Genomic DNA, 23,202 nt, shown 5'->3' on the forward strand with positions numbered 1-23,202 from the left:
GTAGACCTGAGTTGGGCGCGGTCAGGCCCGCGCCCGTTTGTTGTTATCAGAAGCTGAAATCGACCTTGGTCCAGAAGGTCCTGCCTGGCTCGTTCACCGGCTGATTACTGCTGGCCGGGTAGCCGAACCCGGCATTCCCTGCCAGGTTCAGGTGCTCGGCGTAGGCTTTGTCGAACAGGTTGTCGACGCCCGCGCTGAGCTTGAGGTTGTTGTTCACCTTGTAGGCGCCGTTGAGCGAGAACACGCCAAAGCCGGCGCTCTTGCCGTAGTCCTTGCCCACCACGTTGCCCTGGTTCTCGGCGATGCGGTTCTGCTCGGCCACCAGCCGCCACAGCGTGCCGACGCTCCAGGCGTCTTGGCTGTAGGTCAGGCCCAGGCGGCTTTCCAGCGGTGGCATTTGCGGCAGTGCCTTGCCGTCGCTGCTGTTCTTGCCCCAGGCGTAGGCCAGGGTGGCGTCGGCCTTCCAGTTTTCGGTGAGTTTGTAGGCCGCGCCCAGTTCGCCGCCCATGATGCGGGCGTCGATGTTCTGCGCCTGGGAGGTGTAGCCACCCATCATGCTGCGGCGATAGTCGAACAGGATGTAGTCGCGCACCTGGCCGACGTAGCCCGAGGCCCAGGCCTCCAGGCGCTCGCCCTGGTACTGGATGCCGAAGTCGAGCTGGGTGGTCTTCTCCGGCTTGATGCCGTCGAAGGCGTTCACTGAACCGGCCGGGGCCAGCTTGGGCGAGAACAGCTCCCAATAATCCGGAAAGCGCTGGGCGTGGCCGAGGCCGATGTAGGTAGTGGCGGGGATCGCCGCCAGGTCGTGTTCGTAACGCACGAAGCCGCTGGGCAGGGTGTCGGCGCGGGTGTCGCCCTGGGTTGGGCTGCCCTGGCGGAAGTCGCGGGCCGAGGCGCGGTCCAGGCGTGCGCCGGTGATCAGTCGGTCTTCGCCGGTTGCGTACCAGGTCAGTTCGCCGAAGGCGCCGTAGTTGTGGAAGTCGGCGTCCTTGGTCCAGGGTTTGCCCTTGTGCGCATCGATGCCCATGCCGCCGCGCTGGCGGTGCTCGTTGGTCTGTGCGTCGATGCCGCTGATCAGCTGCACATCGGCCCAGCGCCAGGTGGCCTTGATCCGTGCGCCCATCGTGCGGCGGTCGACGTTGCTGACCATGGGCATGCCCATCATGCCGGTGCCCGACGGGGTGCGCAGGGTGTAGTTGTCCATCACGTGGTCGGCGTAGTTGTAGTAGACCTGGGCCTCGAGCTTGTCGAGCACCTCGCCGAGGTTGGATTTTTCAAAGCGCAGGCCGAGGCTTTCGCGCTTGAACTGCGAGCCGTCCATGCCGCGCCCGGCGGAACGGGCTTCGCCGTCGCCCTTGCCGGCGGTCAGCTCCAGCAGGGTGTCGGCGTCCGGGGTCCAGCCCACGGTGGCGTCGCCGTTCCACTTGTCCCAGCGCGAGGGCACTGTGTCGCCGTTGCCATCTTCGAAATCGTCGGAATGCGACTGGTTGCCGACGAAGCGCACGTAGCCGAGTTGGTTGCCGGCGGCGGCGTCGAGCACCTTGTCGAAGCGGCCGTTGGAGCCGGCCAGCACACTGCCGTTGACCCGGCTGCCGAGCTCGCCGAATTTCTCGGGTTCACGCTCGAAGAGGATGGTGCCGGCAGAGCCGCCAGGGCCCCAGATCACGCTTTGCGGGCCCTTGATCACGGTGAGGCGGTCGTAGGTTTCCGGCGAGATGTACGAGGTCGGGGCGTCCATGCGGCCGGGGCAGGCGCCGAGCATCATGCCGCCGTTGGTGAGGATGTTCAGGCGCGAGCCGAACATGCCGCGCAGCACCGGGTCACCGTTGGTGCCGCCGGCGCGGATCACGGAGAACCCGGGGATGGTCTTGAGGTAGTCGGCGCCGTCACTGGCCGGCACCGGTTGGCGCGGGTCCTTGGGGTTGGTGACCACGGTCAGTGGCGAGCTGGGGGCGATGGCAGTGATCACCGTCGGGCTCAGCTCGGCAGTGTCGTGGGTGTGGCCTTCATGGCCGGTTTCGGCGGCCACGGCCAGCGGTGCCAGCAGCGAGCCGCACAGCAGGGCGATGGTCCCGCGCAGGGAAAGGGCAAAAACAGGGGTACAGCCGGACATAGTGATTCCAGTCGATCAGTCGTGAGTCCGCGCGAAGCCTCCTGGCTTCGGGCATTGAAAAGGGGGTCAGACGACGATCGAGCTGGGTGGCGCACGGCTGCGCGCGCCGGGGAATACAGCCTGCCGGGCATGGCCCTGGCGCGTGGCGACGGGGAGGTGGACGGGGGGGAGTACGCTGCCCGCCGTAAGCGGGCTGAGGGTCTGGGGCAGGGCGGGGCAGTTGAACAGCAGGCTGCAGTAACCGCACTTCTCCCACATCACATGCAGCTGGCCATCGTTGCCGTGGCCCTGGTGATGATCGTGGCCATGCTCCATGGGCATGCTCATCGGCATGTCCATGCTCATGGACATGCCGGCGTGGTGCTCCATCGGCATCGACTGGGAAACCAGTGGGCCGATGAAGATCATCCACATGGCGAACAGGCTCAGCCAGCCGCCACCGACGCGCCTGCGATCAGGGCGGGTGCTGCGGGTTGAGCTGTTGCGCGGCAGGCTCATGGCGAGCGCCTGTCAGAGAGTCAGTGCGCGTGTTCGTGCCCGGCCTGGTCGGCGGGCGGCTGCTTCTGCACGGCGACCTCGACGGTGACGTCACCGGCCTTCTCGAAGTGCAGGGTCAGCGGGAAGCGCTTGCCGTCGGTAAGCAGGCTGCGGTCCTTGGGTTGCATGATCATCACGTGGTAGGCGCTGGGGGCGAACACCACGTCCTTGCCGGCCGGGACCACCACGCTTTGCACATGCTGCATCTTCATGGCGCCGGCGCCGCTCATCACGTGCTCGTGCAGTTGGGCGTCGTCGGTAATGGGGCTGTCCACCGAGAGCAGGCGGTCGTCGGCCTTGCCATTGTTGTGCACGACGAAGTAGGCCGCCACGTTGGGCGCGTTCGGCGGCAGTTGCAGCGACCAGGGGTGGGCGATGTGCAGGTCGCCGACGCTGTATTCGTGGGCGTTGGCGTAGGCGCCGGGCAGCAGCAGGGCGGCCAGGACAAGGGCTTGCTTGAGCATGGAGACTCTCCGATCTGTTCAGGTTCTGATGGACAGCGTAGTGAACATCAGGCCAGCGGAGAGGCACGGGGATTGAGCGCGGGCCATAACTGGCGCGGCGTGGGTTGGTAGTCGGCGAGCAGTGCGGTGTGGCCGGCCAGCAGCAACGGCGGGTTGTGCAGTTGTGGCGGGTAGCCGGGCAGGGCCAGCAGGGGCGCGGCGCCCGAGCAGCACCAGCAGTTCATCATGCTGGCGCTGTCGTCGCTTTGCGTGCCGAGGTCGATCTTGGCCAGGGCCTGCACATCGACCTTGGCCTTGTTCGCCATGCTCGAACAGAAAGCCCCCCACAGCAGCTGTTCGGCCGGGCCCTTGGGCGCGGCGGAGGACAGCGGCATGGCCAGCAGGTTGAACAGCACTGCAAGGCAGGCTATCCAGGCGATGTGCCGACGTGGGGGCATGGAGAGATCCGGTCAGGAATCGTGATGGCTATTGTACGGCGGAGTATAGGTAAAAATGCCGGGGTGCGGTGAAGTGCCGCACCTGGGGTGGCAGAGACCTTTGAGTGCTGTGTTGGCTTCTTCGCGGGCAAGCCCGCTCCCACAGGATTTGCGTCGTCTGTGGGAGCGGGCTTGCCCGCGAAGAAGGTAACGCAGATATCAGGCCTTGCCGCGCCCCATCAGGCCGCGCACGGTCTCTTGCAGGTCCGCCGGCAGCACCACGACTTTCGAATTGTTGCTGCTCGCCAGGTTCTCCATCGCGCCAATGTAGCGCTCACCCAGCAGGTACATGGCCGGCACGGTTTCGCTACCTACCGCTTCCTTCACCAGGGTGATCGCCCGGGCCGACGCTTCTGCCAGGTTGACCTGAGCTTCGGCGTCCAGCTTGGCCGCCTGCAAGCGCGCCTCGGCTTCGAGGATGGCGGCCTGCTTGTTACCTTCGGCGCGGGTCACGTCGGCTTTACGCTCACGCTCGGCGGCGGCCTGGCGCTCCATGGCGGTTTGCATGCTTGGGGAAGGCTTGATGTCCTGGATCTCCACCGAGCGCACGGTCACGCCCCAGTCTTCGGTCTGCTCGGACATCGCTTCGCGCAGGCGTGCCTTGATCTGCTCGCGGCTGGACAGCGCTTCGTCCAGGTCCATGGCGCCGACGATGGCACGCAGCGAGGTCATGGTCAGGCTGGTGACGGCGAACGAGAAGTTCTGCACACCGTAGGAGGCTTTCTGCGGGTCCACGACCTTGGCGAAGCACAGGGCGTTGGCGACGATCACCGCGTTGTCCTTGGTGATGATCTCCTGCTGCTGCACGTCGAGGATGATGTCCTTGGTCGGCAGGCGGTAGGCGACTACATCCATGTACGGGATGACGATGTTCAGGCCGGGCTTGAGGGTGCTGTGGTAGCGGCCCAGGCGCTCGACGATCCATTCCTCGCCCTGGGGCACGATGCGTACCCCCTTGAACACGGTGATCAGGACGAAGACGGCGAGGGTGGCGACGACGATGAGGCTGGTCATGTTTGCGAACTTCCTTTTAGTGCGGGTTCAGGCCCGGGTGACCCGGGCGGTGTTGCCTTCGATGGCGGCCAGGCGCACACGCTCGCCGGCGGGGATGTCAGTGTCCGAGATGCAGGTCCATTCCTCGTTGCCGAGGATCGGCTTCTGGAAGCGCACGCGGCCTTTCTGGAACTGCGAGACGCTGGCGGTCAGCAGGCCGACCTCGCCGATCACGCTGTCGGCGGTCCAGCGTACGTCCGGTTTCTTGCGGCGGAATACCTTGAACCACAGCACGGTGGTGATCGACGAGAACACCACCCACAGCAGGCCTTGCATATCCAGTTGCAGGCTGGGGGCGAGCAGCGCGATGAACGCCACCAGCACGGCGCCGATGCCGAACCAGAGAATGAAGAAGGTGGGGAGTACCAGTTCCAGCAGGATCAGGGCCACGCCGAAGACGAGCCAGATCCACCATTGCATTTCCATATGGGTGGGGCCTTCCAGTAGAGGGGGGGTGAGTTTACGGCAAGATCAGGATACAGGGCCATTGAATGGCCATAGGCGTCAGCGGCAAGTCGACAGCCAGTCTTCCACACGCAGGCCTGGGACGCGCTGGAACTCACGCAGGTTGTTGGTCACCAGGATCAGGCCACGTGCCCGGGCGTGACCGGCGATCATCTGGTCATAAGGGCCAATGGGCGTACCGGCCTTGGCCAGCTCCGCACGCAACTGGGCGGTATGGGCCGCACCAAGGGTGTCGTAGTCGAGTACCTCGAGCCGGGCAGTGAAGCCTTCGACTACAGCAAGATTGCGTGCTGGGGCTGCTGACTTTTCTGCGCCGTAAACCAGCTCCATCAGTGTCACGGTACTGATCGCCAATTGGCCGTAGTGGCGGTTGAACGCCTCACGCACGACTTGCGGCTTGTTCTTGATGGTGTAGATGCAGATGTTGGTATCGAGCATGTACCTGAGCATCAGAATCCTTCGCGCTCCTGGTCGGCGGGTTGCTCCCGGCTGGCCATGTAATCCGCTGTCACGTCATCGCCTTCGAACCAGTTGTCCCAAGCCTCACCTGCGGGCGAAATGATGCGTGAGCGCCCGACCGCGACGATATCCACGCGGGTGACGTCTTCCGGAAGGGCAAGTGCTTTAGGCATGCGGATGGCCTGGCTGCGGTTGCTTTTGAAGACTGCACCTTGCTCCATGATGTGCCTCCTTGAAAGCGCGAATGTATGACAGGAGTTTATGCGCGATGGAGTATATGTCAACGGGATATACGTTGCGGGCGGCTCAGTGGCGGGGAAGCTCCAGTGCCGCCAGCAGTCGACTCACGTCCGAGAACTCCAGATCGACTGCAGGCAGCATCGGCCGCTTGAGCACCAGCACCGGCACCCCCCGTTCACGCGCCACTTCCAGCTTCGGCTCAGTCGCCGTACTGCCGCTGTTCTTGCTCACCAGCACATCGATCTGCCGACGTTCGAACAGCGTGCGCTCATCATCGATAAGGAACGGCCCACGTGCACCAATCACTTCGCAGCGTTCATTGCCTGGGCAGGCTTCAAGGGCGCGCAGGGTCCAGAACTGCTGTGAAGGAATCTCGTCCAGATGCTGCAGCGGCTCGCGGCCGAGGGTGAACAGCGGGCGCTGGAAAGGCGCGAGAGCTTCGATCAGCTCGGCCCACCCCTCGACCTCGCGCCAGTCGTCCCCCGCTTGCGCCTGCCAGGCCGGGCGCCGCAGCGCCCAACAAGGAATGCCGGCCATGGCCGCAGCCTGTGCGGCGTTGTGGCTGATCTGCGCGGCATACGGGTGAGTGGCGTCGATCAGCAGGTCGATACCTTCCTCACGCAGATAGCGCGCCAGGCCCTCGGCACCGCCGTAGCCGCCAACCCGCACCTGACAGGTGAGGTCCTGGGGCACTCGACCGATGCCAGCAAGGCTGTAGACATGCTGCGGCCCGAGCGTGCGGGCGATGGCCAGGGCCTCGGTAACCCCGCCCAGCAGCAGGATGCGCCCGTTCATTGCACACCCGCCTTGCCGACGATGCCGCCCTGGCGGTCGATGGCGAACACTTCCACCTGCACCTGGGCCGGCACCACGCTGCGGGCGAAAGCCAGCGCATGGCGGCAGACCTCGTCGCCCAGGGCGATACCCGCCGCATGGGCCAGGGCAAGTGCCTGCTGGCTGGTATTGGCGCCGACGATCGCCGCTTGCAGCGCCGCATCGGCGCCAATGTCGGCCGCCCAGCCGGCCAACTGTGGCAGGTCGATGCTCGAATGGCGGCTGTGCAGGTCCATGTGCCCGGCGGCCAGCTTGCTGATCTTGCCGAAGCCGCCGCACAAGGTCAGGCGCGGCACCGGCACCTTGCGCAGGTGCTTGAGCACGGCGCCAACGAAGTCGCCCATCTCGATCAGGGCGATCTCCGGCAGGTCGTACACCCGGCGCATGGTGTCCTCGCTGGCGTTGCCGGTGCAGGCGGCGATGTGGGTGTAGCCGTTGGTGTGGGCGACATCGATGCCTTGATGGATCGAGGCGATGTAGGCCGCGCAGGAGAACGGCCGGACAATGCCGCTGGTGCCGAGGATCGACAGCCCGCCGAGGATGCCCAGGCGCGGGTTCATGGTCTTCAGGGCCAGGGCTTCACCCTCGCGGACATTGACCGTGACTTCGAAACCACCGCTGTAGGCGCAGTCGTTTGCAAGTTGCTGCAAGTGTTCGCTGATCATGCGCCGTGGCACCGGGTTGATCGCCGGCTCACCCACGGCCAGCACCAGCCCTGGACGGGTCACGGTGCCGACGCCTTGCCCGGCGACGAAGCGAATGCCGGGTTCGGCGAGCAGGCGCACCTGGCTGTAGAGCAGCGCGCCGTGGGTGACATCGGGGTCGTCGCCGGCATCTTTCAGGGTGCCGGCTTCGGCGGCATCGCCTTTGAGGTGGCAGAACTCCAGGCGCATCTGCACCACCTTGCCCTTGGGCAGGGTGATGTGCACCGCATCATGGTGCTGGCCGGTCAGCAGCAGGCGCGCCGCGGCCAGGCTGGTGGCGGTGGCGCAGCTGCCGGTGGTCAGGCCGCTGCGCAGCGGGGCGGGCTGTTCGCGGGTTTCTTCACGCATCGAGGGGCTTGACCACGTCGAGCAAGGTGATCGGCAGCGCCTGGCGCCAGGTGTCGAAGCTGCCCAGTGGCTGGGTGTGGGCGATATGGATGCGGGTCAGTTCGCCGCCATGCTGCTCGCGGAACTGCGCCAGGGCCACTTCGCTTTGTAGGGTGACGGCATTGGCCACCAGCCGCCCACCGGGCCGCAGCTGTTCCCAGCACAACGCCAGCACACCTTCACGGGTGACGCCGCCGCCGATGAAGATCGCATCGGGGCGCTCCAGGTCGTGCAGGGCCTGCGGGGCCTTGCCGCGAATCAACTGCAAGCCGGGGACGCCCAAGGCGTCACGGTTGTGTTCGATGAAACCCTGGCGGCCTTCGTCGGCCTCGATAGCCAGGGTGCGGCAGCTGGGGTGGGCGCGCATCCATTCGATGCCGATCGAGCCGCAGCCGGCGCCTACGTCCCACAGCAGCTCGCCGGGTTGTGGGGCCAGGCGGGCCAGGGTGATGGCGCGCACATCGCGCTTGGTCAGTTGGCCGTCGTGGCGGAAGGCGTCGTCGGGCAGGCCGGCTACCCGTGGCAGCCGCTGGGCGCCAGGGCAGGCCAGGCATTCGATGGCCACCAGGTTGAGCGTGGCGATGTCGGTGTGCGGCCAGTCTTCGGCAGTACCGCTCAATTGGCGTTCCAAAGGCCCGCCGAGATGCTCGAAAACGTACAGACGGCTGGGACCGAAACCACGTTCGCGCAGCAGCGCGGCGATGGCGGCCGGGCTATGTTCGTCGTTGCTCAGCACCAGCAGGTGCAGGCCGCTGAACAGATGGGCATTGAGCGCGGCCAGCGGACGGGCGACCACCGACACTACCTGCACATCCTGCAACGGCCAGCCCAGGCGGGCGGCGGCCAAGGCGCACGACGAAGGCATCGGCAGCACCTGCATCTCGATGCTCGGCAACTGGCGGGTAAGGCTGGCGCCGACGCCGTAGAACATCGGGTCGCCGCTGGCCAGCACGCACACCGGCTGGCCGCGCAGGGCCAGCACCGGCTCCAGTGAGAATGGGCTGGGCCAGAGGATCTGCTCTGCACGCGTGCAATGGGGCAGCAGGGCCAGCTGGCGTGGGCTGCCGACGATGTGCGTGGCCGCCAGCAGGGCGCGTCGGGCCTGCTTGCCCAGGCCGCTGAAGCCGTCTTCGCCGATGCCTACTACTGTGAGCCAGGGGGCCATGGTGTCCTCTTAGAGCGTATGGGGGCGCTGTGCGCCCCTTTCGCGGCACAAGGCCGCTCCTACAGGGGACCGCGACAACCTGTAGGAGCGGCCTTGTGCCGCGAAAGGACTGCGCAGCAGCCCCTGGATATCATCGTTCGACCACCGGTTTTTCATGCCGCCGGACAAAGCAGGCATAATACCGCGCCTTCTACACTGAAGCGCACCTTCACGATTGCCGGATGCCCCTTTGAAGCAGGCCCAGCCCCCCGAAATTTCGCCTCGTCCCTCGGCCTGCCCGGGGTTGTGGCGCATCGTCGCCGCGCGCGACGGTGGCATCTGCCGGATCAAGCTGCCCGGCGGCCTGCTACTGGCCGACCAGGCCGAAGCTGTGGCCGATGCTGCCGAGCGCTTCGCCGGTGGGGTGATCGAGGCGACCAACCGCGGCAACCTGCAGATCCGCGGCATCGGTAACGACCACCGCGGGCTGGTCGAGCACCTGCTGGCGGCGGGCCTGGGCCCACGCGAGGCGGCTGGCGACGATGTGCGCAACCTTATGCTCAGCCCGCTGGCGGGGCTTGACCCCAGCATGCTGTTGGACACCCGCCCATTGGCCGGGCAGATCCTGGCGCTGCTCGAGGGCACGCCGCGTTTCCATGAGCTGTCGGCCAAGTTCGCCGTGCAGCTCGATGGCGGCGAGGGCCTGGCGATGCTCGAACACCCCCATGACCTGTGGCTGAGCGCAACGCAATTCGAGCAGCGCAATTGGCTGGTGTTCGGCTTGGCCGGTTGCCCGGTGGACCAGGCCGTGGGCGCGGTGCCGGCCGAGCAGGGGTTGGCGCTGGTGCGCACGGTACTGCAACGCTTCCTTGACCTTGCCACGCCCGAGCAATCGCGCATGCGTCAGTTGTTGGCGACCTGTGGCGTCGAGCATTTTATCGACGGCATGGACATTCGCCGCGACGCCGCCGTGTCGAGCTGGCGCCGGACCAAGGTCCCAGGCACCTGGCTGGGTGTGCTGGCGCAGCAGCAGGGCCTGGCCCTTGGCGTGGCGCCACCCCTGGGGCGCCTTACGCCAGCCATGCTGCGTGGCGCTGCCCGCATCACCCGGCAGTGGGGCGACGGCAGCCTGCGGCTAAGCCCTTGGCAAAGCCTGGTGTTGACCTCGATCGATCCGGCCCACATCGAGTTGGCCCGTGATCAGTTAATGGCCCTGGGTATGCTCTGCGCCCCCGATGTGCCATTGGCCCGCGTCACGGCCTGCACCGGCGCCAGCGGTTGCGCCAAGGCCGAGGCCGACACCAAGGCCGATGCCGTCACCTTGGCCGCCCAGCTGCACCACGGCGCCCCCGCCAGCGTGCACCTGACCGCCTGCCCCCGTTCCTGCGCCGTGGCCCATGTCGCCCCGGCCACCCTGCTGGCCCGCGCCTCGGGCCGTTATGACCTTTACTTGCGCGACGCGCGCCTGCCGGGTTTCGGCCGGCTGCGCGGCGCCAACCTCACCCCAGAAGAAGCAGGCGCCATGCTCGACCTGCCGACGGAGCACCTTGATGATTGACTACATCCGCGATGGTCAGGAGATCTATCGCAATTCCTTCCGCATCATCCGCGAGGAAGCCCGGCTCGAGCGCATTCCCGCCGACCTGGAAAAGCTCGCCGTGCGGGTGATCCATGCCTGTGGCATGGTCGAGGCCATCGATGGCCTGCAATTCTCCGAAGGTGCCGGTACCGCGGGGCGCGAAGCCCTGGCCAAGGGCGCGCCGATCCTGTGTGACGCGCACATGGTCGCCGAGGGCATCACCCGCGCGCGCCTGCCGGCGAACAACCCGGTGATCTGCACCCTGCGCGACCCCAGCGTGCCGGACCTGGCCAAGGCCGAGGGCAACACCCGCTCGGCGGTGGCCCTGGAGTTGTGGCGCCCGCATCTGGAAGGCAGCGTGGTGGTGATCGGCAACGCGCCGACCGCACTGTTCTACCTGCTGGAAATGATCGATGCCGGTGCCCCCAAGCCTGCGCTGATCCTCGGTTTCCCGGTCGGTTTCGTCGGCGCTGCCGAGTCCAAGGCCATGCTCGCCGCCGACAGCCGTGGTGTGCCGTTCGTGATCATGCAGGGCCGCCTGGGCGGTAGCGCCATGGCCGCCGCCGCGGTCAATGCCCTCGCCACGGAGGTGGAATGATGCACGCACGCGGACGACTGCTGGGCCTGGGCGTGGGCCCGGGCGACCCCGAGCTGATCACGGTCAAGGCCCTGCGCCTGCTGCGCGAAGCGCCGGTGGTGGCGTACTTCGTGGCCAAGGGCAAGCGTGGCAACGCCTTCGGCATCATCGAGGCGCACCTGCAAGCCGAGCAGGCCCTGCTGCCGCTGGTGTACCCGGTGACCACCGAGGCGCTGCCAGCGCCGCTGTCCTACGAGCAGGTGATCAGCGACTTCTACGACGAGGCCAGTGTGCAGGTGGCCGAACACCTCGACGCCGGGCGCGATGTGGCGGTGATCTGCGAGGGTGACCCGTTCTTCTACGGCTCCTACATGTACCTGCACGACCGCCTGGCCTCGCGCTACGAGGCCCAGGTGATCCCGGGTGTCTGTTCGATGCTCGGTGGCGCTTCGGTACTGGGCGCGCCGCTGGTGTACCGCAACCAGACCCTGACCGTGCTCTCCGGCGTACTGCCGGCTGACGAGCTCAAGCGCCGTCTGGCAGATGCTGATGCAGCGGTGATCATGAAGCTGGGGCGCAACTTCCCCAAGGTGCGCCAGGTGCTCACCGAACTGGAGATGGATGGCCGCGCGCTGTACGTCGAGCGGGCGACCATGGCCAACCAGAAGATCGTGCCGCTGGACGAGGTAGACCCGCAGTCCTCACCGTACTTCTCGCTGATCATCGTGCCGGGTGAAAAATGGCAGGGCTGAACAACGCACCGGCCATCGTCATCCTCGGCCCCGGCAGCCTGGCGACCGCGCAGCGCATCCAGCAACGTTATCCACAGGCCGTGATCCATGGCCTGCAAGGGCGCGTGGAGGGGGCCGACCGCTACTACAGCGCATTCGGCGACACCCTGCGGGCGCTGTATCGGCAGGACACCCCGATCATCGCCCTGTGCGCGGCCGGGATCGTGATCCGCACCCTGGCGCCGCTGCTCGACGAGAAAGGCAGTGAGCCGCCGGTGCTGGCGGTGGCCGAGGACGGCAGTGCCGTGGTGCCGCTGCTCGGTGGGCTGGGTGGGGTCAATGTCATGGCCCGGGAAATCGGCGAGGCGCTGGGCGTGAACGCCGCGATCACCACCAGCGGTGAACTGCGCTTTGGCACCTGCCTGCTCAACCCGCCCGAGGGCTATGCCCTGGCGGACCTGGAGCAGGGCAAGCGCTTTGTCTCTGACCTGCTGGCCGGTGAAACGCTGCGCATCGAAGGCCATGCACCCTGGCTCGACCAGGCGCAGCTGCCGGTCAGCGACAACGCGCAACGCACCCTGCATGTGGGCAGTGCCGCGCGCCCGGCCAACCGGGATGAGCTGGTGATCCACGCGCGTTGCGTGGCGGTGGCGGTTGCTGCCGGTGGCGCCGACCTGGCCCGGCAGGTGCGTGACGCCTTGCAGGCGGCGGGTATCGCCGAAGCGGCGCTGGCCTGCCTGCTGGCGAGCGAAGTCGACATGGCCGAGCCGGCCTTGCATGAGGCTGCTCAGGCGCTCGGCGTTGCCCTGCGCTTCGCCCCTGCTGCCAGCAGCCTTGAGCGGATGCTGGTCGATATGCTGCCGCAGGCGCGGGTCGAAGCCCATGCCGGGTTGGCTGTGGCGGTTGCCGCAACGCCGGTCGACAGCGCGCGTCTGGGCCGCCGCCGTGGCCGCCTGGCCGTGATCGGCCTGGGCCCTGGCGCCGCCGAGTTGATGGTGCCGGCGGTCAAGGCCGAACTGGCGCGGGCCCAGGATGTTCTGGGCTATGAAACCTACGTGCGCATGGCCGGCCCGTTCCGCGACGATCAGGTGCTGCACTGCACCGACAACCGCGAAGAGATGCAGCGCGCCCGCCATGCGTTCGAGCTGGCGGCCCAGGGGCGCTCGGTGGTGGTGGTGTCGTCGGGCGACCCGGGCGTGTTCGCCATGGCCGCGGCGGTGCTCGAAGCGCTGCATGAATCCAGCGACCCGGCCTGGCAGCGGGTCGACCTCGAGATCCTGCCGGGTGTTTCGGCGTCGCTGGCCACCGCTGCGCAAGCCGGTGCACCGCTGGGCCATGACTTCTGCGTGATGTCGCTGTCGGACAACCTCAAACCGTGGTCGATCATCGAGAAGCGCCTCGACCTGGCGGCCCAGGCCGACCTGGTGCTGGCGTTCTACAACCCGATCTCCAAGTCGCGGCCGCACCAGCTGGGCCATGCATTGGAAGTGGTGCGCCGCCATCGTGAAGCGCATACGCCGGTGGTGCTGGGGCGTGATATCGGCCGGCCGGGGCAGAGTCTCAGGACGGTGACGTTGGGCGAGCTGGTGCCCGAGATGGTCGACATGCGCACCATGGTGCTGGTCGGCTCGTCGACCACCTGCACCTTCCCGCGTGCCGACGGCAGCCAGTGGGTCTACACCCCGCGTTGGTACCCCGCCAAACCCTGAATCGAACCGGGGTCAGGGCACCATGTAGCCCTTGATCCCGGTGAAGATGATCTGCGCTGCCAGGGCGCAGACGAACAGGCCCATCAGCCGGCTGACGATTTGCAGGCCCTGGTCGCCCAGCAGGCGTTCGATGCGGTGCGAGAGGTACAGCACCAGGCCCACGGTGAAGCTGGCCAAGGCGATGCTGACGATCGCCAGCGCCTTGTCGTCCCAGTGCGGTTGGCCCACGCCCATCACCAGCAGCGCACCGATGGTGCCGGGGCCTACGGTCAGTGGGATGGTCAGCGGCACGATGGTCACGTCCTGCTGCACGTTGTCGGTCTGGATCGCTGACTTGCCTTGGGCCATGGCCAGCGCCGAGATGAACAGCACCGAACCTGCGCCGATGCGGAAAGCATCGGCGGTGATGCCGAATACGCCGAAGATCACCCGCCCGAACAGGTACAGCAGCACGCTGGCGATCAGGGTGGCGATGGCCACGCGCCAGGCCAGCTGTTTGCGCTCTTTGCTGGAGTGGCCGCGGGTCAGGCTGATGAAGCACGACAGCACGAAGAACGGGCTGTAGAGCACGAGCATTTTCAGGTAGACGCTGAACAACTCATGGAGCATGGGGTGGGTCCGCGGCGGGGTAGAGTGGCAACTGTATAGCACGGATTTTGTGGGGGCGGCCTTGCCGGGGCGGCCGGAAAGGGCTGCGAAGCGGCCTCAAATTCTCGGTAATCATGTGAAATTGCTGGGGCTGCTTTGCAGCCCATTCGCGACACAAGGCCGCTCCTACAGGGGCCAGCGCTGCCTGTGCCGGCTCACTCCAGGGGGGCGGTCACCACCTGCCGTTGCCCTGCCCAGAACTGGATCAATTCGCGCAGCTGCGACAGCTCAACCGGCTTGGCCATGTGCCCGTCCATGCCGGCCAGGCGCGCGCGCTCCTTGTGCTCGGCGAGGATGTGCGCGGTCAGGGCCACCACCGGGGTGCGCGGGCGCTGGTGGGTGGCTTCCCAGGCACGCAGCTGCTGGGTGGCGGAGAAACCGTCGAGCACCGGCATCTCGCAGTCCATCAGCACCAGGTCGTAGCGCTTGGCTTTCATCGCTTGCAGGGCTTCTTCGCCGTTGCTGGCGGTGTCCGGCTCGAGGTTGAGCTTGCCGAGCATGCCGCGGATTACCTTGGTGGAGATGCTGTTGTCCTCGGCCACCAGGATGCGGAAATCGCCGGGCAGGTCCAGCGGTTGCGGGGTACCCATCGGCAGGGGCGCCATGGCCTGCTCGCGACCGCGCAGGGCCAGCTCTTCGGCCAGCGTGGTCTTGAGCGTGTAGCCGGCCACGGGCTTGGCGAGGATGCGCTTTACCCCGGCATTGCGGGCGATGACCTTGCTGGGGGCATTGCTGATGCCAGTGAGCATCACCACCAGGATGTCGTGGTTCAGGCTTGGGTCTTCCTTGATCTTCGCCGCCAGTTGCATGCCGGTCATGCCGGGCATGTTCTGGTCGAGCAGGACCACGTCGAAGTAGTCGCGCAGGTGCGCCTTGGTGCGCAGCAGCGCCAGCGCTTCCTTGCCGGACGGCACCGCGCTGACGTTCATGCCCCAGGCGCTGCACTGCTGTACCAGCACCTTGCGGCAGGTGTCGTTGTCGTCGACCACCAGCACGCGCGCATCGCGCAACGGGCCGTCGAGGTCGGCGGGCGGTTGCTCCAGGCGTTGTGGGTCCAGCGGCAGCGTCAGCCACAGGGTGTTGCCCATGCTGGTGCTGGTCTTGATGCCGAACTCGCCCTGCATCAGGCCGATCAGCTGCTTGGCGATCACCAGCCCGAGGTGGCCGCCGAGCTTGTTGCTGGAGAGGAAGTGACGGCTGTGCAGCTCGGCTTGCAGCAGGGCGTCGCGTTCGGCGGGCGGCATGGGTTCGCCGCTGTCCTGCACGGCGATGCGCAGGCGTGGCGTGTCGCCGCGCTGGTCGAGGGCCACCACCAGCAGGATCTCGCCCTGGTCGGTGTTCTTCAGGGCATTGTCGAGCAGGCTCGACAGGGCCTGGCGCAGGCGTGTCGGGTCGCCGCTGATCACCCGCGGCACCTGCGGCTGGGTGAAGCTGATCAGCTCGATGTTCTGTTGCTCGGCCTTGGCCCGGAAGATGTTCAGGCAGTCCTCGATCAGCGCGTTGAGGTCGAACTGCACGTCGTCCAGCTCGATCTGCCGCGACTCGAGCTTGGAAATGTCGAGGATCTCGTTGATCAGGGTGAGCAGTTCGTTGCCGGCGCTGTGGATGGTCTGCACGTAGTCGCGCTGCTTGACCGACAGCGGTGTGCCCAGCAGCAGCTCGGTCATGCCCAGCACACCGTTCATGGGGGTGCGGATCTCGTGGCTGATCTTGGCCAGGAACTCGGCCTTGGCGTTGATCTCGGCGTCGCTGGCGGCCAGGGCGCGGCTGGCGCGGAAACGCTCTTCGCTGATGCGCCGCAGGCGCTCGCTGACCGCCAAGTTGAGCAGCAGCCCGCTGACCACCGTCAGGACCATCAGGATGCACAGCAGCCAGGGTACCGAGGTACGGGTGAGGCCTAGCAGGGCCGGCAGCAGCACCAGGCCGCCGAGGTTGAACACCAGCATGGCCAGGGTGAACAGCCGCGCCGGTGTGTAGCCCTTGTACCAGTGGTAGCTGCTGATCAGCAGCATGCTCAGGCTGCCCAGCGCCAGCAGGGCGTAGGTCATCAGGTTCAGTGGCAGGGTGTCGACGAACAGCAGCACCAGGCCGCTGACCGTGGCCACCAGCATCTCGGTGTGCAGCAGGCGGTTCAGCCGCGCCGAGCTGCAGGGGGCGAAGAAGTGCAGGGTGAAGTACAGGCCGGCGAGCCCCGCCAGTACCAGGGTCAGGTAGGCGGCTGGGGTCTGGGCGCTGTACCACAGGTGCCACCACGGGCCGCTGAGGTTGAGCAGGATCAATGCGCTCAACAGCATCAGGGCGTGGTAGAGCGCCAGCACCAGGGTGGTGCTGGAACGGGTGTAGGCAAAGCGGATCAGGTTGTGCAGGATCAGCATCACCAGGCCACCGAACAGCAAACCGAACAGCAGCGGCTGGCGCTGGTCGGCGGCGGCCTGCGCGGCGGGCTCGAGGCTGATGGCTGGGCGCAACTGGTGCTCCGAGACCAGGCGCAGGTAGACATCCACCGCCTGGTTGCTGCGTGGCAGGGGCAGCACATGATCGCTACCATGCAGCGACGCGCCCATGTTCTCGCCCTGGCGGCCGTGGTGCAGCTGGCGCAGCAGCTTGCCGTTGTCCAGCGCGTAGAGGTCGAGGCGGGACAGGTCGGGGGCGAAGATGCGCAGCAGTTGTTCCTGCTCGCCGGGCTCCAGGCGGTAGTGCAGCCACAAGGCCTGGTCGGGAAGGGCGGCATCCAGTTCATCGAGTGCCAAAGGGCTGAACTGGTTGCGATAACGGTCGGAGCGTACGTCCGATAGCTGCAGATTGGCCTGTTCATCGAGCAGCATGGACCAGCCACCCACCTCTTGCGCCATGGCAGGAAGCAGGCAGAGCAGGGTCAGCAGGCTGACGATCAGGGCTGTGGCAATCCGAAGCCGACGCACGACGAAATCCCTTCTGAGCTAATGTGCCGGATAGCAACTATGCGCGGCGTGCCAAGGCGAAGGCAAGGCCCCTGTGGGGCCTTGTCGACGAGGCGAAGGCCACGGGCACGGGGCACCGTGGCCATTGGCCTGGGCATTACTGCTGGTGTTCACCGCGCTCGCGGGCGATGGCCCGGTAGCCGATGTCGGTACGGTAGAAGCTTGCGTTCCAGGCCACTTCCTTGGCCAGGCGGTACGCTTGCTGCTGGGCGTCGGCCACGGTGTTGCCCATCGCGGTGGCGCACAGCACGCGGCCGCCGTTGGTCACGACCTGGCCATCCTTGAGCGATGTACCCGCGTGGAACACCTTGCCTTCGAGCTTGGCGGCAGCGTCCAGGCCGCTGATGACCTCACCTTTGGCGTAGTCGCCCGGGTAGCCACCGGCCGCCAGCACCACACCCAGGCTCGGGCGCGGGTCCCATTGCGCTTCGACCTTGTCCAGGGCCTTGGCGAACGCGGCTTCGATCAGCAGCACCAGGCTCGACTCCAGGCGCAGCATGACGGGCTGGGTCTCGGGGTCGCCGAAGCGGCAGTTGAACTCGATGACCTTGGGGTTGCCCGCCTTGTCGATCATCAGGCCGGCGTAGAGGAAGCCGGTGTAGACGTTGCCTTCCTCGGACATGCCGCGCACGGTCGGCCAGATCACCTGGTCCATCACGCGCTGATGCACCTCGGCGGTCACTACCGGGGCAGGGGAGTAGGCACCCATGCCGCCGGTGTTCGGGCCGGTGTCTTTATCGCCGACGCGCTTGTGGTCCTGGCTGGTGGCCATGGGCAGCACGTTGTGGCCGTCGACCATGACGATGAAGCTGGCTTCCTCGCCGTCGAGGAATTCTTCGATGACCACGCGCGAACCGGCTTCACCGAAGGCGTTGCCAGCGAGCATGTCGCGCACGGCGTCTTCGGCTTCCTGCAGGGTCATGGCGACGATCACGCCTTTACCGGCGGCCAGGCCGTCGGCCTTGATCACGATGGGGGCGCCTTTTTCACGCAGATAAGCCAGTGCCGGCTCGATCTCGGTGAAGTTCTGGTAGTCGGCGGTCGGGATCTTGTGGCGGGCCAGGAAGTCCTTGGTGAACGCCTTGGAGCCTTCCAGCTGGGCGGCGCCCTTGGTCGGGCCGAAGCAGTCCAGGCCACGGCTGCGGAACAGGTCGACCACGCCGATGACCAGCGGAGCCTCGGGGCCGACGATGGTCAGGTCGACGTTTTTCTCGGCGAAGTCGGCCAGTTGCTCGAGGGCGGTGACCTCGATGGCGACGTTCTCGCACTTGGCTTCTGTGGCGGTGCCGGCGTTGCCAGGGGCGACGAAGACTTTCTCGACGCGTGGGTCCTGGGCGACTTTCCAGGCCAGGGCGTGCTCACGGCCGCCGCTGCCGATGATCAAAACTTTCATGTAAGAAACCTCGAAATCTGTTTTGCGGCGATCCCGTTCCCCTGTAGGAGCGGCCTTGTGTCGCGAAAGGACCGCAGAGCGGTCCCGGGATTTCTGTGTTGAAGCTTGAATCCTGGGGCTGCTTTGCAGCCCTTTCGCGACGCAAGGCCGCTCCTACTCGGGGTCGGCGATCAGCCTGGTATCTGATTAGTGGCGGAAGTGGCGCATGCCGGTGAACACCATCGCGATACCGGCCTCGTCGGCAGCGGCGATGACTTCGGCATCACGCATCGAGCCACCCGGCTGGATAACCGCGCTGATACCCACTTTAGCCGCGTTGTCGATGCCGTCACGGAACGGGAAGAACGCATCCGAGGCCATGACTGCGCCCTGTACCTGCAGGCCAGCATGCTCGGCCTTGATGGCAGCAATGCGCGCGGAGTTGACGCGGCTCATCTGGCCGGCGCCGACACCGATGGTCTGGCGCTGCTTGGCGTAGACGATGGCGTTGGACTTGACGAACTTGGCCACTTTCCAGGCGAACACCAGGTCGTGGATTTCCTGCTCGGTCGGCGCGCGCTTGGTGACGATCTTCAGGTCATCGGCGGTGATCATGCCGATATCGCGGCTCTGCACCAGCAGGCCACCGTTGACACGCTTGAAGTCCCAACCGGCGGTGCGCTCGGCTGGCCACTCGCCGCACTCCAGCAGACGCACGTTCTGCTTGGCGGCCACGACGTCGCGGGCAGCCTGGGAGATTTTCGGGGCGATGATCACTTCGACGAACTGGCGGTCGACGATGGCTTGTGCGGTCTCGCCATCCAGCTCGCGGTTGAAGGCGATGATGCCGCCGAAGGCGGATTCGGTGTCGGTGGCGTAGGCCAGGTCGTAAGCCTTGCGGATGCCGCCTTCATCTTCCGGTACAACTGCGACGCCGCATGGGTTGGCGTGCTTGACGATGACGCAGGCCGGCTTGACGAAGCTCTTCACGCACTCCAGCGCGGCGTCGGTGTCGGCCACGTTGTTGAACGACAGCTCCTTGCCCTGCAGCTGAATGGCGGTGGAGATGCTGGCTTCGCCTTTCTTGGCTTCCACGTAGAACGCCGCGCTCTGGTGCGGGTTCTCGCCGTAGCGCATTTCCTGGGCCTTGACGAACTGGCTGTTGAAGGTGCGCGGGAACTCGCTGCGGTCTTCGGTGGACAGGGTGTCCTTGGCCTGGTCGATGGTGCCCATGTAGTTGGCGATCATGCCGTCGTAGGCGGCGGTGTGCTCGAACGCCTTGAGCATCAGGTCGAAGCGCTGGGCATAGGTCAGGCCGCCGGCCTTGAGGCCTTCGACGATGCCGGCGTAGTCGCTGGCGTTGACCACGATGGCCACGTCTTTATGGTTTTTCGCTGCCGAACGGACCATGGTCGGGCCGCCGATGTCGATGTTCTCGATGGCGGTCGGCAGGTCGCAGCCTGGCTTGCTGATGGTGGCTTCGAACGGGTACAGGTTGACCGCGACCAGGTCGATCGGCTTGATGCCGTGCTCGTTCATGATGGCGTCGTCGGTACCACGACGGCCGAGAATGCCGCCGTGGATCTTCGGGTGCAGGGTCTTGACCCGGCCGTCCATCATTTCGGCGAAGCCGGTGTAGTCGGCCACTTCCACCGCGTTTACGCCGTTGTCCTTGAGCAGCTTGTAGGTGCCGCCGGTGGACAGGATCTCGACACCGAGCTGCTGCAGCTCACGGGCAAACTCGAGGATCCCGGTCTTGTCGGAGACGCTGATCAAAGCGCGGCGGATCGGCAGGCGGGTAGTCTGGTCGGTCATTTCAGATTCCATAACGCGGTGAAGTCAAAAAAAGGCGCCTCTTTGCATGAGCGCCTTTTCTGTATGGGGTTCTGGCTTACAACAGATCGTACTGCTTGAGCTTCTTGCGCAGCGTGCCTCGGTTGAGCCCGAGCATCTCGCTGGCCTTGGTCTGGTTGCCCTTGACGTAGTTCATCACGCATTCGAGCAGGGGCGCCTCGACTTCGGAGAGCACCAGGTTGTACACGTCCGTGACGGTAGCGCCTTCCAGGTGGGCGAAGTAGTTGTGCAGCGCCTTCTCGACGCTGTCGCGGAGCGTTTGGCCCTCCTCGCTCGGCGTGTTCAGGTGCTGCTTGAGGTTGGCGTTGTCGCTCACGGGCGTTGTTCCACTCACTAATGTCTCGGTCATCATCGTCATGCGGCCACCCCTTGTTCGTCCTCTGTCCCAAGGCTCTGTCGACGTTCGGCGAAAAACGCCTGAACGTTGGCGCACTGCGCTTGTGTGTCTTGCAACGCGTTGAACTGGCTGCGGAACTCCTTGCCGCCAGGTCGGGTCGCCAGGTACCAGCCAACGTGCTTGCGGGCGATCCGCACACCCATCACATCGCCATAGAAGGCATGCAACGCGGCCAGGTGTTCCAGCAGAATGCGTTCCACTTCGTCCAGCGCCGGGGCAGGCAGCTGCTCGCCCGTACGCAGGTAATGCTCGATCTCGCGGAAAATCCACGGCCGCCCCTGGGCGGCACGGCCGATCAACAGGCCGTCGACCCCGGTGGCGTCCAGCACCGCCCGGGCCTTTTGTGGCGAGGTGATATCGCCGTTGGCGAATACCGGGATCGACACCGCCTGCTTGATCGCGGCGATGGTGTCGTACTCGGCGTCACCGGTGTACAGGTCGGCGCGGGTGCGGCCATGCACCGCCAGCGCCTGGATGCCGGCCTGTTCGGCGATCTTCGCCACGTTCAGGCCGTTCTTGTTCGCCCGGTCCCAGCCAGTGCGGATCTTTAGAGTGACCGGCACATCGACCGCGCCGACCACGGCGTGGAGGATCTCGCTGACCAGGGCTTCGTCTTTCAATAAAGCAGAGCCGGCGGCCTTGTTGCAGACTTTTTTCGCCGGACAGCCCATGTTGATGTCGATGATCTGGGCGCCCGCCTCGACGTTCGCCCGTGCCGCTTCGGCCATCATCTGCGCGTCGCCGCCGGCGATCTGCACCGAGCGGGGCTCGGGGTCGCCTTCGTGGATGCGGCGCAGGCTCGACTTGCGGCTGTTCCACAGGCGCATGTCGCTGCTGACCATCTCCGACACCACCATGCCCGCCCCCAGGCGTTTGCACAGCGTGCGGAAGGGCTGGTCCGTGACCCCGGCCATGGGCGCGAGGATCAGGTTGTTGTGCAGTGTGTAAGGGCCGATGCGTACCGCCGACATAGGTGTTCCCTGTTGTGGGGCCGGATCATGGGAGTTCGAAAAAGGGATGGCATGATACCCGCTCTCGATGACCGGATAAAGATGAATCTGGATAAAATCTGAACAGTTGCGGCGTTATGCCCGGGGGTTCGCAACAACGGGTTGGCGCCGGTGAACCGGCGCCTGGCGGGCGTGGATCACTCCGGTGAGCGGAAGCTCAGGCTGTAGTTCACTGCCTTTGGCCCCGGGTCGAGGATATCCAGGGCGATGTGGATCGGGGTCTGGCTGGGCATCTCGCCACGCCCGGCCAGCTCGCCCGAGAGGTACTCGCTGGGTTTGAAGCGGCGGCTGGCGATCAGTTGGCCATTGAGGTCGGCGAAGCGCAGCTCCAGCAGCGGGAACGGCTGGGCGAAGGGGGCGCGGTTGTAGATGATCGCATCGACGATCAGCGCGCCCTTGAAGTCCGGGTGGCTGCGCACCACCAGGTTGCTGCTCTTGATCCGCGAGATGTCGACGCGGGTCGGCACCTCGCAGCCGATCATCGGGCACACCTGCTGGAACCACGGGCGGTACTGGTCCTGGCGGGCCATCTCGTCGAAGTGGTACCACACGTACTGGAAGGCCAGCAGGCCGGCGGCCAGCAGCGTCAGCAAGCCCCACAGCAGGCGCTTGCCCCAGTTTGGCGCGGGTTTCTCCCAGCCCAGTTGCAGCGGGTCGTCGACCACGTCGACCAGCGGTTCCTTGCGCGAGCGTTCCGGCTTGAGCGCCAGGGCCGGCTCCAGGCGCGGCTCGACATGTTCGTCGGGTTCATCGTCATCGCGCGCCGACAAGCGTTCGCTGCGCACTTCGTCGTCCAGCGCCGACAAGCCTTGCTCCGGGACCGGCTCGTCACGGCTGGAGAACTGCTCGAGGGGGGCGTCGACGTGCACGGCGAGCGGTTGAGGGTGCCCTGTTGGCTCGTCATCCAGGTCCAGGTCGGCGCTGCCCAGCGTGGGCTCGGTGCGCTCGTCGGCCAAGGGCTCAAGCTCCAGCGGTTGCTGTTCGACCAGCACGGGCGCCGCTTCGGGCTCCAGCTCAGGCACGGGGCGTTCGTCGGTGGCCGTGCCGAACAGTTCGTCGGCAGGTTCGTCGCCGGCCGCGTCGTCGCGACGGGCATGCAGCGCGGCTTTGGCGTCGGTCTTGCGGCGGTCGCCGGGGCTGCGCCGTTCCAGGCGTGCGAGCTCCTGGTCGAGGTCCAGTGCGTCCAGCTCGCCTGCGGTCACCGCCCAACTGTCTTCAGCCGGTGTCAGGGGTTCGACCAGTGGCTGAGCGGCAGGGGGCGGTGAGGCGACGGGTTCGGGCGCTGCTGGTGGGGCTGCCGGCTCGTCGCTGGCCGCACGGGTCTGCTCCAGCAGTTGCTTGGCCGCATTGAACACCTGCAGGCAATGGCCGCAGCGCACCACGCCACGCGCCACACTCAACTGGTGGTGGGTGACGCGAAAGCTGGTCTGGCAATGCGGGCACTGGGTGACGAAACTGTCGGTCATGCGGCGGTCCGGGAGCTGTGCAG

At 66.2% G+C, this 23,202-nt stretch carries 22 protein-coding genes; 4 read left to right on the forward strand and 18 right to left on the reverse strand.

The features are described from left to right. Positions 1-46 precede the first annotated feature (46 nt). The 11 genes from IX761_RS14575 to cbiE all read right to left on the reverse strand — a co-directional run bounded on the left by IX761_RS14575 (position 47) and on the right by cbiE (position 8,897). On the reverse strand, positions 47-2,113 hold the full coding sequence (locus IX761_RS14575; RefSeq protein WP_194790271.1) for a TonB-dependent copper receptor: 2,067 nt from the start codon (positions 2,111-2,113) through the stop codon (positions 47-49). A 66-nt stretch (positions 2,114-2,179) separates the two neighbouring features. Next, positions 2,180-2,611: a DUF2946 domain-containing protein gene (locus IX761_RS14580; RefSeq protein ID WP_194790272.1), complete on the reverse strand. Its 432-nt coding sequence runs from the start codon at positions 2,609-2,611 to the stop codon at positions 2,180-2,182. Positions 2,612-2,631: 20 nt separating this feature from the next. After that, the gene (locus tag IX761_RS14585) at positions 2,632-3,114 is read right to left on the reverse strand and encodes a copper chaperone PCu(A)C (protein WP_194790273.1); all 483 of its coding nucleotides are present in this window, start codon (positions 3,112-3,114) and stop codon (positions 2,632-2,634) included. A 47-nt stretch (positions 3,115-3,161) separates the two neighbouring features. Further along, entirely contained in the window at positions 3,162-3,551 is a 390-nt protein-coding gene (locus tag IX761_RS14590) for a DUF2946 domain-containing protein (RefSeq protein ID WP_194790274.1), read from the reverse strand. Between the two features lie 198 nt (positions 3,552-3,749). Continuing rightward, positions 3,750-4,604, reverse strand: a complete 855-nt coding sequence (locus IX761_RS14595) for an SPFH domain-containing protein (protein ID WP_194790275.1) — start codon at positions 4,602-4,604, stop codon at positions 3,750-3,752. A 27-nt stretch (positions 4,605-4,631) separates the two neighbouring features. Beyond that, on the reverse strand, positions 4,632-5,069 hold the full coding sequence (locus tag IX761_RS14600; protein WP_194790276.1) for an NfeD family protein: 438 nt from the start codon (positions 5,067-5,069) through the stop codon (positions 4,632-4,634). Between the two features lie 78 nt (positions 5,070-5,147). Then, a complete protein-coding gene (gene vapC / locus IX761_RS14605; protein WP_194790277.1) occupies positions 5,148-5,558 on the reverse strand; it encodes a type II toxin-antitoxin system tRNA(fMet)-specific endonuclease VapC in 411 nt (136 codons plus the stop codon). Further along, positions 5,558-5,788: a type II toxin-antitoxin system VapB family antitoxin gene (vapB, locus tag IX761_RS14610; RefSeq protein ID WP_194790278.1), complete on the reverse strand. Its 231-nt coding sequence runs from the start codon at positions 5,786-5,788 to the stop codon at positions 5,558-5,560. Before vapB ends, vapC begins: the two co-directional genes overlap by 1 nt. A gap of 85 nt (positions 5,789-5,873) precedes the next feature. Continuing rightward, positions 5,874-6,602, reverse strand: coding sequence for a cobalt-precorrin-6A reductase (locus tag IX761_RS14615; RefSeq protein WP_194790279.1), 729 nt, complete (start codon positions 6,600-6,602; stop codon positions 5,874-5,876). Then, positions 6,599-7,693, reverse strand: a complete 1,095-nt coding sequence (locus tag IX761_RS14620) for a cobalt-precorrin-5B (C(1))-methyltransferase (protein WP_194790280.1) — start codon at positions 7,691-7,693, stop codon at positions 6,599-6,601. Before IX761_RS14620 ends, IX761_RS14615 begins: the two co-directional genes overlap by 4 nt. Beyond that, positions 7,686-8,897 (reverse strand): precorrin-6y C5,15-methyltransferase (decarboxylating) subunit CbiE, encoded by a 1,212-nt coding sequence (gene cbiE / locus IX761_RS14625; protein WP_194790281.1) that lies wholly within the window; start codon positions 8,895-8,897, stop codon positions 7,686-7,688. The genes IX761_RS14620 and cbiE overlap by 8 nt, the downstream gene beginning before the upstream one ends. A 214-nt stretch (positions 8,898-9,111) precedes the next feature. Between cbiE and cobG the strand changes: the two genes are divergently transcribed. Genes cobG through cobJ form a run of 4 tightly spaced genes read left to right on the forward strand, consistent with a single transcriptional unit; the run spans position 9,112 to position 13,472 of the window. Continuing rightward, positions 9,112-10,434, forward strand: coding sequence for a precorrin-3B synthase (gene cobG / locus IX761_RS14630; protein ID WP_194790282.1), 1,323 nt, complete (start codon positions 9,112-9,114; stop codon positions 10,432-10,434). Continuing rightward, a complete protein-coding gene (locus tag IX761_RS14635) occupies positions 10,427-11,053 on the forward strand; it encodes a precorrin-8X methylmutase (RefSeq protein WP_153785772.1) in 627 nt (208 codons plus the stop codon). The genes cobG and IX761_RS14635 overlap by 8 nt, the downstream gene beginning before the upstream one ends. Then, positions 11,050-11,784 carry a precorrin-2 C(20)-methyltransferase gene (locus IX761_RS14640; RefSeq protein ID WP_194790283.1) on the forward strand — a complete coding sequence of 245 codons (735 nt, stop codon included), beginning with the start codon at positions 11,050-11,052 and terminating at the stop codon, positions 11,782-11,784. Before IX761_RS14635 ends, IX761_RS14640 begins: the two co-directional genes overlap by 4 nt. Beyond that, positions 11,772-13,472: a precorrin-3B C(17)-methyltransferase gene (cobJ, locus tag IX761_RS14645; protein WP_416366787.1), complete on the forward strand. Its 1,701-nt coding sequence runs from the start codon at positions 11,772-11,774 to the stop codon at positions 13,470-13,472. The genes IX761_RS14640 and cobJ overlap by 13 nt, the downstream gene beginning before the upstream one ends. Before the next feature lie 12 nt (positions 13,473-13,484). On the opposite strand, the gene IX761_RS14650 is transcribed toward cobJ, so the two are convergent. The 7 genes from IX761_RS14650 to IX761_RS14680 form a co-directional block, all read right to left on the reverse strand. After that, positions 13,485-14,081 (reverse strand): MarC family protein, encoded by a 597-nt coding sequence (locus tag IX761_RS14650; protein ID WP_194790284.1) that lies wholly within the window; start codon positions 14,079-14,081, stop codon positions 13,485-13,487. A gap of 194 nt (positions 14,082-14,275) precedes the next feature. Then, positions 14,276-17,041 (reverse strand): hybrid sensor histidine kinase/response regulator, encoded by a 2,766-nt coding sequence (locus tag IX761_RS14655; protein ID WP_194790285.1) that lies wholly within the window; start codon positions 17,039-17,041, stop codon positions 14,276-14,278. Positions 17,042-17,177: 136 nt separating this feature from the next. Further along, positions 17,178-18,473, reverse strand: a complete 1,296-nt coding sequence (gene purD, locus IX761_RS14660; RefSeq protein WP_194790286.1) for a phosphoribosylamine--glycine ligase — start codon at positions 18,471-18,473, stop codon at positions 17,178-17,180. Positions 18,474-18,659: 186 nt separating this feature from the next. Then, positions 18,660-20,267 (reverse strand): bifunctional phosphoribosylaminoimidazolecarboxamide formyltransferase/IMP cyclohydrolase, encoded by a 1,608-nt coding sequence (gene purH / locus IX761_RS14665; RefSeq protein ID WP_194790287.1) that lies wholly within the window; start codon positions 20,265-20,267, stop codon positions 18,660-18,662. A 76-nt stretch (positions 20,268-20,343) separates the two neighbouring features. Next, entirely contained in the window at positions 20,344-20,664 is a 321-nt protein-coding gene (gene fis, locus IX761_RS14670) for a DNA-binding transcriptional regulator Fis (RefSeq protein ID WP_011535876.1), read from the reverse strand. After that, positions 20,661-21,674 (reverse strand): tRNA dihydrouridine synthase DusB, encoded by a 1,014-nt coding sequence (gene dusB, locus IX761_RS14675; RefSeq protein ID WP_194790288.1) that lies wholly within the window; start codon positions 21,672-21,674, stop codon positions 20,661-20,663. The genes fis and dusB overlap by 4 nt, the downstream gene beginning before the upstream one ends. 176 nt (positions 21,675-21,850) lie before the next feature. Beyond that, positions 21,851-23,179, reverse strand: coding sequence for a DUF3426 domain-containing protein (locus IX761_RS14680; RefSeq protein ID WP_194790289.1), 1,329 nt, complete (start codon positions 23,177-23,179; stop codon positions 21,851-21,853). Between the last annotated feature and the right edge of the window lie 23 nt (positions 23,180-23,202).

Origin of the sequence: Pseudomonas sp. UFMG81, from assembly GCF_015354575.1 — a bacterium.
Classification (GTDB): domain Bacteria; phylum Pseudomonadota; class Gammaproteobacteria; order Pseudomonadales; family Pseudomonadaceae; genus Aquipseudomonas.